This is a genomic window from Streptomyces sp. Ag109_G2-15, from assembly GCF_900215565.1.
Lineage (GTDB): Bacteria > Actinomycetota > Actinomycetes > Streptomycetales > Streptomycetaceae > Streptomyces > Streptomyces diastatochromogenes.
Genome location: NZ_OCNI01000002.1, coordinates 1,985,809 through 1,997,804, shown reverse-complemented (window position 1 = coordinate 1,997,804; position 11,996 = coordinate 1,985,809). Strand labels below are relative to the sequence as shown.

Here is an 11,996-nt window from a genome sequence, read left to right as displayed (position 1 = left end):
TCAGTGGCGCATGTTCTCATGGGGGGCATGACGCAAGACACGGAAACCATCGACGAGTTTCTCACCCGCTGCTCGGGCGACGTGGAGGAAGCGGTCCGCAAGGCGGCCGCTGCCGAGATCCTGCCCCGCTTCCGTCGCCTCGCCGACGACGAGGTGGACCAGAAGAGCGGACCGCACGACCTGGTGACCGACGCCGACCGGCTCGCCGAGCGCCAGCTCACCGAAGCCCTCGGGGCGTTGCTGCCCGGCTCGGTGGTGGTCGGCGAGGAGGCCGTGCACGCCAACCCGGCGACGTACGAGGCGATCCAGGGCGAGGCGCCCGTCTGGATCATCGACCCGGTCGACGGCACCCGGCAGTTCGTGCACGGCGACGACGGCTTCTGCACCCTGGTCGCACTCGCCCACCGGGGCACGGTCCTGGCCTCCTGGACCTACGCCCCCGCCCGCGACCAGCTCGCCACGGCCGTCCGCGGCCGGGGCGCCTTCCTCGACGGCGAGCGGCTGTTCGCGGGCCCGCCCGCACCCGGCCGCGACCTCACCGTCGCCACCTCCCACCCCGACTTCACCACCGACGAGCAGAAGCACGCGCTGCGCGCCCTGTGGACCGACGGCCTCGCCCCGCGCCCCTGCGGCTCGGCGGGCCTGGAGTATCTCGCGATAGCCCGGGGCGAGTTGGACGCGGTCGCGTTCTCCTGGGAGGCCGCCTGGGACCACGCGGCGGGCCTGCTCCTGGTCGAGGAGGCGGGCGGCGCCCACCTCACCCTCACCGGCGAGCCGTTCCGCGTGACCGGCGCCAACGCGCTGCCGTTCACCGCCGCCCGGGACGCCGCCACCGCCCGCCGGATCGTGGACATGCTGCGTACGGGCGCCTGAGCCACCCGGCGCCGGGGAGTGTCGGTCCCCCGGCATATCCTGAACCTGAGTGGCCATCGGCTGACGAAGGGGTCCGAAGGTGCCGTCGATGCTCGATGCGGTCGTGGTGGGTGCGGGACCGAACGGACTGACCGCTGCCGTGGAGCTGGCCCGCCGGGGCTTCTCGGTGGCCCTGTTCGAGGCGCGGTCCACCGTCGGCGGCGGCGCCCGCACCGAGGAGCTGACCCTGCCCGGCTTCCGGCACGACCCGTGCTCGGCCGCCCACCCCCTCGGCATCAACTCGCCGGCGTTCCGCGCGCTGCCCCTGGACCGCTACGGCCTGCAGTGGCTGCACGCCGACCTGCCCATGGCGCACCCGTTCCCGGACGGCACCGCGGCCGTGCTGGCCCGTTCCGTCGCCGAGACGGCCGCCTCCTTCGGCCCGCGCGACGCGGGCGCGTACCGCAGGCTGGTCCGGCCGTTCCTGCCCAAGTGGGACACGCTCGCCCGGGACTTCATGTCCCTGCCGCTGACCGCGCTGCCGCGCGACCCGGTCACCCTCGCCCGCTTCGGCCTGGCCGGGCTGCCGCCCTCCACGGTGCTGATGCGCCGCTTCCACGACGAGCGGTTCAAGGCTCTCTTCTCCGGCCTCGTCGCCCATGTCATGGCTCCGCTGAACGGTCTGGCCACCAGTGCCATCGGCCTGGTCTTCGCGCTGGCCGCGCACGCCCGCGGCTGGCCCGTGGCCCGCGGCGGCTCCCAGGCGATCTCCGACGCCCTCGCCGCCTACTTCCAGGACCTCGGCGGCGCCGTGCACACCGACTACGAGGTCAAGCGCCTGGACGACCTGCCGCCCGCGCGCGCGTACGTCTTCGACACCTCACCCACCGCGCTCGCCCGCATCGCCGGCTTCGGCGGCTACTACGACCACTACCGCTACGGCCCCAGCGTCTTCAAGATCGACTACGCGCTGGACGGCCCGGTCCCGTGGACCGCCCCCGAGGCCCGGGTCGCCGGTACCGTGCAGATCGGCGCGAGCAAGGCCGAGATCGGCACCGCCCTGCGGGCCGCGTCCCGCGAGGGCCGCGCCCCCGACAAGCCGTTCATGATCACCGTGCAGCCCAGCGTGGCCGACCCCAGCCGCGCCCCCGAGGGCAAGCACGTCTTCTGGGCGTACGGCCACGTCCCCAACGGCTGGACCGGCGACCTCACGGACGCCATAGAACGCCAGCTGGAGCGCTTCGCCCCCGGCTTCCGCGACCGGATCCTCGCCCGCGCCACCGCGGGCCCGGCCGAGATGGCCGCGCGCAACGCCAACTACGTCGGCGGCGACATCGCCTGCGGCGCGGCCTCCGGACTCCAGCTCCTGCTGCGCCCCAGACTGTCCCTGTTCCCGTACCACACCCCCCACCCGGCCGTCTTCATCTGCTCCTCGGCCACCCCGCCGGGACCCGGCGTGCACGGCATGTCGGGGCACAACGCGGCGAAGGCCGTGTGGAGAAGACTGAGGCAGACATGACCACCATCACCCTCGTCCAGGGCGATATCACCCGGCAGAGCGCCGACGCGATCGTCAACGCGGCCAACTCCTCCCTGCTCGGCGGCGGAGGCGTGGACGGCGCGATCCACCGCCGCGGCGGCCCCGCGATCCTGGAGGACTGCCGCAGGCTCCGCGCCTCCCACTACGGCAAGGGCCTGCCCACGGGCCGGGCGGTCGCCACCACGGCGGGCAACCTGGACGCCCGCTGGGTCATCCACACGGTGGGTCCGCGCTTCACCCGCGAGGAGGACCGCTCGGAGTTGCTGGCCTCGTGCTACCGGGAGTCGTTGCGGGTGGCCGACGAACTCGGCGCCCGCACGGTCGCCTTTCCGGCGGTCTCCGCGGGCATCTACGGCTGGCCGATGGACGACGCCGCCCGGATCGCGGTCGAGACGGTGCGGGCGACGGAGACGTCGGTCGAGGAGGTCACGTTCGTCCTCTTCGACGAGCCGGCGTACGAGGCGTTCGCCCGGCAGGTCGGGTGACGGAACGCTCCGGTTTGATCACTTGATGTCCAAGGTGGCCAACATGGGTACGCCTACCGGGAGATGAGCAGCAGAGCCCCCTGTTATGGTGCGCCGATGTCATTGGTCAAGCAGTTCCAGGTCACCTTCGACTGCGCAGAACCTGAGCGCGTCGCTCGGTTTTGGTGCGAGGTGTTGGGGTACGTCGTACCGCCGCCACCGAAGGGGTTTGCCACTTGGGACAATTTCGATCGCTCGCGGCCGCCTGAGGATCAGGGTTCGTGGTTCGCCTGCAGTGATCCCTCAGGTGTGGGCCCGCGACTGTTCTTTCAGCGCGTTCCCGAAGGCAAGGTCGTCAAGAATCGGGTGCATCTTTGCGTGCGGGTCGGCACCGGGCTCGTGGGGGAAGAGCGCCTCGCCGCGCTCGAAGCCGAGTGCGCACGACTGGTCCCGCTCGGCGCGGTACGCGTGCGACTGCTGTATGACGGCAACGATTCGTGCATCGTGATGCAGGACATCGAGGGCAATGAGTTCTGTCTCGACTGAGCAACCTCCGAGCCCGCGAGGTCGTGAAGTCGGGTGATGCCAGGGCAGGCAGGCGAAGGGGGAGTGCGCCTGCCTGCCCTGGCTCGCGATACCCGCCCGGTGGTCAGGGGCAGGAGGGATATCGCCGGCCCTGGGGAGGGGCCGTCCCCTACAGCGCAGCGGGCGACCAGGGTGTCACCCGGGGGCAGGAGGCCGGGGCGGTGTCAGTCGCTTCCTGTGTGCAGCAGGGTGCCTTCGGCGCGTTCGCCGTGTTCGCGCAGCGCGATCCGGGCCAGCTTCGTCAGCATCATGCCGTTGCGGATCCGGACGATGTAGTCGACGGGGAGTCCGTGCATCCGGGTGCCGGGGCCGCGGAGTGGGTGCCAGTCGAGGACGAAGAGGGTGTGCTCGCCCCAGGGAATCAGGTTCATGGCGATGCGGGCCGCGCCGAAGGGGTCCGCCTTCGCCTCCAGTTCCAGGCGGTGCCGCGGCTCGCAGACGCGGACGACGCAGGTGTCGTCGAGCGTCAACGGGCCGGCGCCGACCCGGACCCGCAGGCGCGCGCCCACGGCCGGCCAGTGCGGGTCCGCCGCGAGGACCTGTTGGGTTCCGGTCACCCACTCCCCGTAGCGGTGGCCGTCGGAGAGCAGGCTCCAGACCTCGGACGGCGAGCTCAGGATCAGACGGCGGTTCCGGGCCACGCCGACCACACTCCTTCTGGAGGATGGGGACAAGGGAGGCGCCCTCTCGACACTAGCGGCGCGGTACACCACGGGCATCCGGAGGCACTGTGGTGGCGGCCGCCGTGGTCGTCCCGCCGGCTGGAGCCGGATGCCGACGCGCCCTCGCGCATCGTGCCGCGCAGAGCTCCTGGAGGACCGTGTGACCTCTTCGTCGCCCGCCACCGACGCGCCCCCGGCCAGCTACGACGACCTGCGGGCCCTGGTGATCAACTGCACCCTCGAGCGCTCGCCGGGGATCAGCAACACCCAGGGGCTGATCGACCGGAGCACGGCCATCATGGACGCGCAGGGAGTGCGGGTCGATGTCGTACGGGCGGTGGACCACGACATCGCCACCGGTGTGTGGCCCGACATGAGAGAGCACGGCTGGGCGACGGACGCCTGGCCCGACCTGTACCAGCGGGTCATGGCGGCCGACATCCTCGTCCTGGCCGGCCCCATCTGGCTGGGCGACAACAGCTCCGTGACGAAGCGGGTGATCGAACGCCTCTACGCCTGCTCCAGCCTGCTCAACGAAGCCGGTCAGTACGCCTATTACGGCCGCGTCGGCGGCTGCCTGATCACCGGTAACGAGGACGCCGGCTGCCGCCGTGACTACGAGAACCTCGAACACCGGTAGGGCGGCGCGGCCGGTCCGGGATGCCGCGCGGGGGCGCGGACATGCTCGTACGGTGAAAGGGTGAAAAAAGGACGCCCTTGTCATCCGAACGGGCGTGTGCCTCAGGAGGTTGAACCGATGACCACCGCCGCAGAGATCATGCATTCCGGGGCCCAGTGGATCCCGGAGACCGAGACCCTCGACCGGGCCGCGCAGCTGATGGCGCGCCTGAACGTGGGTGCGCTGCCCGTCAGCGATGCCAACGAGCGACTGTGCGGCATCGTCACGGACCGTGACATCGTTGTGCAGTGTGTGGCCAAGGGCCGCGATCCGTCGAAGGTGACGTGCGGAGACCTGGCCAAGGGCACGCCGCGCTGGATCGCCGCGGACGCGACCGTGGAGCAGGTGCTGGACCAGATGGAGACGCACCAGATACGCCGGCTGCCGGTGATCGAGAACAAGAAGCTCGTCGGCATCATCAGCGAGGCCGATCTGTCCAAGCATCTGACGGACCGCCAGATCCACGACTTCGTCGAGAAGGTCTACGCCTGACGCCGACCGGGCTCAGCCCAGGAGCAGGCGCTTCTGGCTCTCGAACTCCTCTTCCGTCAGCACATTTTGTGCCTTCAGGTCGGCCAGCTGCTTGAGCTGGTCGATCCTGTGGGTCATCTCGTCGGGAGCGGCGGGCTGCGGTGCGGGAGGAGCGGGCGGCGGCGCCTGCTCCTGCTGCTGCTCGTAGGCCTGCCGCTGCTGCTGTTCGTAGTCCTGCTGCGCCCATCGGCCCGCCTGCCGCCGCGAGACGCGGTTGGACACGGCGGTGGCGGTTCCGGCGACGACGGCGGTGCGTGCGACGCCCCGAAGCAGTCCAGGCATGTTCGGTCATCTCCCATGGGTCGGTCCGCCCGTTCGGGCGACCGGTGTCGGTACGGCTGTTTCAGGCGGCCGGTGTCGGTGCGGCCGCTCGGGCGACCGGTGCCGGCTCGGCCGTTCAGGCGACTGCGGGGCCGCCGAGGGGAGCCGTCTACTCCGTGGCGTCCAGGGACGCCAGCAGGGCCTGCACCGGGATACGGCCGCTCGCCACGAGCTGGGCGCCGCTGCGCCTGAGCGCGCGGGCCAGGGGAGCTGCCCACACGTTCTCGTACACCAGCACCGCGGCCGAGTTGCCGGGCTCCAGCGCGTTGCCGGCCTCGTCCAGGTCGCTCTGGTCCAGCACTCCGGCCGAGGCGCCCTCGAAGACGGTCAGATCGACCTCGTCACCGAGGTCCCGCAACTCCAGTGCGACGACCGAGCCGTCGGTCTCCTTGCGGAGGAAGGCGAGGTCGATGATCCGGACGAGGCCGCGCTCGACCAGATCCACCAGCAGGGGGAACGCCTCGCCCGTCATACGGTTGCCGGGGAACTCGATGACCAGATAGTCGACGGGGCCCATTTCTTCGATGCCGTTCATGGCCACTCCTCGGGAACGGGGGCCGTCCGCGCAGCTCCTTGGCAACGCCCCCGCGTCGGCGGTCGTCAGCCCTCCCGGCCATTCCAGCACGCGCCCCGGTGCCTCGCACATCCGCGCACGACGCCCTCTCCGCCCCGGCCTCCGGGTGCCGCCGAGTGCCCCGGCCCCCACCCTGGTCGGAAGGATCGGAAGGAGAGGAGCGCCGAAGGGACATGAGCTACGCCATGCGACGGTCGTACCGCCGAAGCGCGCTCCCGGGACCCTGATGGCACGGCGCGGGCACGGGCACGGCAAGCGGCGTCCCGAGCCGGGGTGGTGGAAGCGGCGGACCACCGCGCTCACGGCCCGGGCGAAGTCGCTGCACCGAGACGCGGAGACCCGCTTCCCGGTCGTCACACATCTCGCGGACCGCATGGTGTCCGTGAACATCTTCGACTCCGCCACCCGGCTGGCCGCGCAGTGCTTCCTGACCGCCGTCCCGCTGCTGTTCGTGGTCGCGGCCTACGCTCCGAAGCCGCTGAGGCAGCAGCTGTCCAATTCCGTGCACTCGCTGCTGGGCCTGACGGGAGCCGCCCAGACCCAGTTGGAGCAGGTGCTCCAGCCGACCACACAGGATCTCCGGCAGGCCACGGGCATCGTCGGCGGACTGATGGTGCTGCTGTCGGCCACCGCTGTCAGCCGGGCGATGCAACGGCTGTGCAAACGGGCCTGGGAGATCCCCAGGGCGGGCACCCGTGTCGCCCCCTGGCGCTGGGTGGCCTGGCTGGTCCTGTGGCTCGGCGCGATGCTCGTACAGGGTCCGATGCGCGACGGGTTCGGCCTGGGCGCCTGGCTGGGCATCCCCCTCATTGTGATCACCGCGGTGGGCCTGTGGTGGTGGACGCAGCATCTGCTGCTCGGCGGCCGGATCCCCTGGATGCCCCTGCTGCCGGGCGCCGTCATCACGGCGGTCGTCGTGACCGTCCTGACGAGCACCGCGCCGCTGTACATGCCCCGGGCCCTCAACCGGGCCCTGGCCGAGTACGGCTCCCTCGGTTCCGTGTTCCTGTTGCTGTCCTGGCTGATCGTGGTCTGCGTCGCGGTCGCCATCAGCATCAGCGTGGGCGCCGTCGCCGCACAGGAGCCCCCGCTGGCGAAGCGCCTGGGCAGCCCGCCGCCGCAGTGGAGCCGGGAGATCTAGGGCCTGTCTGACCGCCCCTTCCCGTCGTCCATTCGGCCTGCCCAGCGCGCGCGGTGCCCGTGGGGCTGACGAAATGGGGGTTCAGGCACCCACACCGCGCCGGAGGCACAGTGACCGAGCCGCCCGCCCCGCACCCCCCGAGCCCGGACCACGAGCCCGCGGCCGGCGGCGAAGCAAGGGCGCGCCGGAGCGGGGGCGGGGCGGCCGCGCGCGGCACCGCCTCGGCCGTGCTGATCGTGCTGACCTGCATCCTCGTGCCCGTCGCCCTGCTCGCGGTCTGGGTGAAGGACATCGCCCTCGACACCGACCGGTACGTGTCCACGGTCGCGCCGCTGGCCACGGAACCCGCCATCCAGGACGCGGCGGTCCACCGGATCACCGAGGCTGTGGGCGCCCGGGTGGACGGCCCGCAGGTCGCCGCCGACATCGCCACCTGGCTTCAGTCCCAGGGGCTGCCAGCCCGCGCCGCCGACGCGCTCAAGGGCCTGGGGCCACAGATCGACTCCGCCGTGAACCAGGCGGTGACCAAGGTCGCCACCCGTGTGGTCGAGAGCGACCTCTTCGCGACGACCTGGCGGACCGCCAACCGCGCCGCCCACCAGGCCGTCGTGCACGCCCTGACCGGCGAGGGCCGCGGTGCCGTCGGGGTCAGTGACGGCGAGGTCACCCTGAACGTCGGTACGGCCGTCGACGAGGTGAAGAAGGAGCTGGTCGACGCGGGTCTGAAACCCGCCGAGAAGATCCCGGACGTGGACAAGCAGATGGTGCTCTTCCACTCCGACCAGCTCGCCAAGGCCCGTAAGGGCGCGCACCTGCTCAACGTCGTCGGGAACTGGTTCCCCGTAATCGTCGTCGTCCTCGGTGCCCTGGGTGTCTTCCTGGCCCGTCACCGACGCCGGGCCCTGGCACGCACCGCCCTGGGCGCCGCCTTCGCCTGCCTGGTGGTGGCCGTCGCGCTGGTCGTGGCCCGCCGCTACTACCTGGACCACCTGCCGCCCCAGGTTCAGTCGAAGGCCGCCGCCGCGGCCGTCTTCGACACCCTGCTCCGCTTTCTGAAGGTCAGCCTGCGGACGGCCGTCGTCCTGGGCGTGGTCATCGCCCTGGGTGCCTACCTCGTCGGGCCGGGCCGCCTGCCCGTGGCCGTCCGGGGCGCCTCCGAGAACACCGCGGACTCCGCGGCCCGGTGGGCGGCCGCCCACCACGTCCGCGCCGGGCGCGCCGGCACCTGGGCGCTGGCCTACCGCCGGGGCCTCACCCTCGCCGCGCTGTTGATCATCGCGCTCGTCTTCGCGCTCTGGAACCACCCGACCGTGCTCACCATCCTGCTCCTGGTCGTCGTCCTGCTCGCCGTCCTGGCCGTGCTCGCGCTGCTCGCCGCGGGCGGCCGTACCGTGCGGGACGTGACCCGTCCGGCGCCGGGTCCGTCCGCCGACCGGCCCTGATGGGAAGTACGGGGCCGCCGGCGGTCGCGCCGAGCGGGATGCGACCCGACTGGCGCCGAATCTGTGCGCCGACCGGCTCTGACCCGAAGTGCGGGCGGGCTGCTGGCGGCCGTACTGAGCGGGAGGCGACCCGACTTGCGCCGTATTCGTCCGCCGACCGGCCTTGATGGGAAGCGCGGGTGGGCCGCCGGCGGCCGTACCGTGCGGGACGCGACCCGTCCGGCGCCGAATCTGTCCGCTGACCGGCTCTGACCCGAAGCGCGGGCGGGCTGCTGGCGGCCGTACTGAGCGGGAGGCGACCCGACCGGCGCCGGATCCGTCCGCCGACGGACCCTGACCCACAGTGCGGGCGGGCCGCCGGCGGCCGTACCGTGCGGGACGGGACGCGTCCGGCGCCGGATCCGTCCGCAGACCGGCCCCGACCCACAGCGCCGGCGGCCCGCTCGGCCCGCGTGAACTGCGCCGGGTCGCGAAGGCTGGGATGCTGATCGAGTGGAGCGTCGTCCAGAGCTTCACGGAGCGTGGTGGTGACTCAGTGGCCACGAGGAACGAGAACACGCGCGGACCGGCCGTCGCTGCCGCCGATCCGCTGGGCGAGCCGTTTCTGCAGACACGGCTCGCCCCGCCGGGCAGGCCGGCCACGTTCCTGCGTCGCCCTCGGCTGGTCGAACACCTCGACCGGGCCCTCGACACGCCGCTGACGATGGTCAACGGCTCGGCCGGGGCGGGCAAGACCCTGCTGGTCGCGGACTGGGCCGCCAGGCTCGGGCGGCCGGTCGCCTGGTTCACCAACGAGGCGGGGGACCAGGGCGCCGGCATGTTCTGGGCCTATGTGCTGCACGCCCTGCAGGCCGCCGGCGTACCGCTCTGCGCCGACATCGGCTGCCCCGCGGACGCGAGCCGGGTGGACCACAAGCTGCTGGCACGCCTCGCCGACGAACTGAGCGGCCATGACCGGCCCGCGATCCTCGTGCTCGACGAGTTCGACCGTCAGACCGCGCCCCAGACCGCGGAGCAGCTGGAGTTCGTCCTGCACCACGCCGGGCCCGGACTGCGGCTGATCCTGGTCACCCGGACCGAACCGCTGCTGCCGCTGCACCGGTACCGGGCGGCCGCGGCGATGACCGAGATCCGCGACGCCGAGCTGGCCTTCACCCCCGACGAGGCGGCCGACCTCCTGGACCTGCACGGCCTGCGGCTTCCGGCCGAGGCGACCCGCGCCCTGGTGGAGCGCACCCGGGGCTGGGCCGCCGGACTGCGGCTGTGTGCCATGGCCGCCCAGGAGAGCGAGGATCCCGAGGCGTACCTCAGGGAGTTCGAGGCCGGCCGGAGCGCGGTCGCCGACTTCCTCCTCGCCGAGGTGCTGAAACGGCAGACGGCCCGCACCCAGGACCTCCTGCTGCGGGTCAGCGTCGTGGACCGCTTCTGCCCGGCGCTCGCGGAGGCGCTCACGGGCCGCGGCGGTCTCGAACCGGTGCTGGCCGGGCTGCACCGGCAGAACGCGTTCGTCGAGGACCTCGGCCACTCGTGGTACCGGCTGCATCCGCTGTTCGGCGAGATCCTCCGGGCCCATCTGCGGGCGCGCCATCCGGGCCTCGAACCGGAACTCCACCGGCGGGCCGGGCAGTGGCTGCGGGCCACCGGGGCCCTGCCGGAGGCGCTGGCGCACGGCGCCGCCGCGGGAGACTGGGAGTTCACCGCCGGTGCCTTCGTCGACGACCTCGCGATCGGGCAGCTCTTCACCGGCCTGCGCGCGGACGACCTCGCCGAACTGTTCGCCCGGATGGGGCCCGAGGTCACGGGCGCGGCCCCGGACGTCGTACGGGCCGCCCGCGACCTGGCCGAGCACGATCTCGAACGCGGCCTGAACCATCTGCGCCTCGCCGAGGAACACCTGGCCGAGGAGGCGCTCGATCCCGCGCTCCGGCTGAGCTGCGTACTGCTGGAATCCCTGGCGGCCCGGCTGACCGGCTCTCCCTCCCGGGCGGAGAAGGCCGTGGCCACGGCCGAGGAACTGCGCCACGAGGTCCCGGCCCACCTGCTGGACAAGCACCCCGAACTCACCGCCCTGCTGCTCACCCATCTGGGGTCGACCCGGCTGTGGGCCGGCAGCTTCGACGAGGCGCGGGCCGCCTTGTCCGAGGTGGCCGGCTGCCCCAGCGGCGTCGCGACCGCCCTGCCCCGCCAGGACTCCCTCGGACACCTGGCGCTGATCGACTACCTGAACGGCTGGCTCAGCAGGGCCGAGCGCAAGGCGCTGGCGGCCCTCACCGAGACCGAGCAGTTCGGTCTGCACCGGCCCCCCGGTGCGGATCTCGGGCGGCTGGTGCTGGCCGCGGTGGCCGTCGACCGCGACGACCTCGGGCAGGCCCAGGCCCTCCTGGACGAGGCGGCCGACTCCGCACCCGCCGCGCTCGACCCGGTGACGGCGGCGGGCAGATCCCTCGTGGCGGCCCGGCTGCTGCTGGCGCGGGGCGACCCACGGGCCGCCGCGGCGGCGGCCGACCCCGCCGTCCCGGCCGACGTGGCCTCCCCGTGGGCCGAGGTCCACACGGCACTGGTCACCTCCGCCGCCCATCTGGCCGAGGGCCGGCCGGACACCGCCGCGAAGGTGCTGGACGACGTGCCCTACGGCACCGAGCCGGCGTACGCGGCGGAGCTGGCGTGGGCCCAGCTCGCCGTGGGCAACCGGGACGCGGCGCTCGACCTGGTGGACCACCTGCGCACCCGGAGCCGTACCGGCCCGGGGGTGAGCGTCTGTGCCGCGCTGGTGCGCGCCCGCGCCGCGCAGGAGGCCGGGGACGTGGCCACCGCCCGCAAGCTGCTCGCCCGGGCCCTGCTGGAGGCCCGGCGGGAGCGGCTGCGACGCCCGTTCCTCGATGCCGGACCGCGTCTCCGGCACCTGCTGGACACCCCGCCGCTGCAGAGCCTCGCCGCGGGCTGGCTCACCCCCGGCGGCCCCGCTCCCCGCGCGCCCGAGGAGCGTGCGCCGCTGGTCGTCGAGGAACTGAGCGGACGCGAGCGCGAAGTGCTGCGGCGGCTCGCCCAGATGATGTCCACGGAGGAGATCGCCGCCGACCTGTACGTCTCCGTGAACACCGTGAAGACCCACCTCAAGAGCGTCTACCGGAAGCTCGGCGTGAACCGGCGCGGCGAGGCGGTACGGCGGGCCCGTGAGCGCGGGCTGATATGAGGCGAGGTGGAG

General features: G+C 72.8%; 12 protein-coding genes. 9 read left to right on the top strand and 3 right to left on the bottom strand.

The features are described 5' to 3' along the window. Window positions 1-27: 27 nt before the first annotated feature. The 4 genes from CRP49_RS45230 (at window position 28) to CRP49_RS45215 (ending at window position 3,402) form a co-directional block, all read left to right on the top strand. Window positions 28-873 carry an inositol monophosphatase family protein gene (locus CRP49_RS45230; RefSeq protein WP_097259121.1) on the top strand — a complete coding sequence of 282 codons (846 nt, stop codon included), beginning with the start codon at window positions 28-30 and terminating at the stop codon, window positions 871-873. A gap of 88 nt (window positions 874-961) precedes the next feature. Then, window positions 962-2,371: an NAD(P)/FAD-dependent oxidoreductase gene (locus CRP49_RS45225; RefSeq protein ID WP_097259120.1), complete on the top strand. Its 1,410-nt coding sequence runs from the start codon at window positions 962-964 to the stop codon at window positions 2,369-2,371. Next, window positions 2,368-2,877 carry an O-acetyl-ADP-ribose deacetylase gene (locus CRP49_RS45220; RefSeq protein ID WP_097259119.1) on the top strand — a complete coding sequence of 170 codons (510 nt, stop codon included), beginning with the start codon at window positions 2,368-2,370 and terminating at the stop codon, window positions 2,875-2,877. The genes CRP49_RS45225 and CRP49_RS45220 overlap by 4 nt, the downstream gene beginning before the upstream one ends. Before the next feature lie 96 nt (window positions 2,878-2,973). Continuing rightward, a complete protein-coding gene (locus tag CRP49_RS45215; protein WP_097259118.1) occupies window positions 2,974-3,402 on the top strand; it encodes a VOC family protein in 429 nt (142 codons plus the stop codon). A gap of 203 nt (window positions 3,403-3,605) precedes the next feature. Here CRP49_RS45215 and CRP49_RS45210 read toward each other — a convergent pair whose 3' ends face one another. Beyond that, a complete protein-coding gene (locus CRP49_RS45210; protein WP_094215051.1) occupies window positions 3,606-4,082 on the bottom strand; it encodes an SRPBCC family protein in 477 nt (158 codons plus the stop codon). Between the two features lie 181 nt (window positions 4,083-4,263). Between CRP49_RS45210 and CRP49_RS45205 the strand changes: the two genes are divergently transcribed. Both CRP49_RS45205 and CRP49_RS45200 read left to right on the top strand, forming a co-directional pair. After that, on the top strand, window positions 4,264-4,743 hold the full coding sequence (locus tag CRP49_RS45205) for a flavodoxin family protein (protein WP_257033850.1): 480 nt from the start codon (window positions 4,264-4,266) through the stop codon (window positions 4,741-4,743). A gap of 117 nt (window positions 4,744-4,860) precedes the next feature. After that, window positions 4,861-5,274, top strand: coding sequence for a CBS domain-containing protein (locus CRP49_RS45200; RefSeq protein WP_097259117.1), 414 nt, complete (start codon window positions 4,861-4,863; stop codon window positions 5,272-5,274). Window positions 5,275-5,286: 12 nt separating this feature from the next. Here CRP49_RS45200 and CRP49_RS45195 read toward each other — a convergent pair whose 3' ends face one another. Further along, window positions 5,287-5,595: an SHOCT domain-containing protein gene (locus tag CRP49_RS45195; RefSeq protein ID WP_097259116.1), complete on the bottom strand. Its 309-nt coding sequence runs from the start codon at window positions 5,593-5,595 to the stop codon at window positions 5,287-5,289. A 148-nt stretch (window positions 5,596-5,743) separates the two neighbouring features. After that, window positions 5,744-6,169: a DUF6325 family protein gene (locus CRP49_RS45190; protein WP_257033849.1), complete on the bottom strand. Its 426-nt coding sequence runs from the start codon at window positions 6,167-6,169 to the stop codon at window positions 5,744-5,746. Between the two features lie 265 nt (window positions 6,170-6,434). On the opposite strand from CRP49_RS45190, the gene CRP49_RS45185 reads away from it, so the two are divergent. The 3 genes from CRP49_RS45185 (at window position 6,435) to CRP49_RS45175 (ending at window position 11,984) form a co-directional block, all read left to right on the top strand. Next, a complete protein-coding gene (locus tag CRP49_RS45185) occupies window positions 6,435-7,349 on the top strand; it encodes a YhjD/YihY/BrkB family envelope integrity protein (RefSeq protein ID WP_097259115.1) in 915 nt (304 codons plus the stop codon). 110 nt (window positions 7,350-7,459) lie between these two features. Then, window positions 7,460-8,791, top strand: a complete 1,332-nt coding sequence (locus CRP49_RS45180; protein WP_097259114.1) for a hypothetical protein — start codon at window positions 7,460-7,462, stop codon at window positions 8,789-8,791. A 481-nt stretch (window positions 8,792-9,272) separates the two neighbouring features. Beyond that, entirely contained in the window at window positions 9,273-11,984 is a 2,712-nt protein-coding gene (locus tag CRP49_RS45175; RefSeq protein ID WP_097259370.1) for a LuxR C-terminal-related transcriptional regulator, read from the top strand. The last annotated feature ends 12 nt before the right edge of the window (window positions 11,985-11,996 follow it).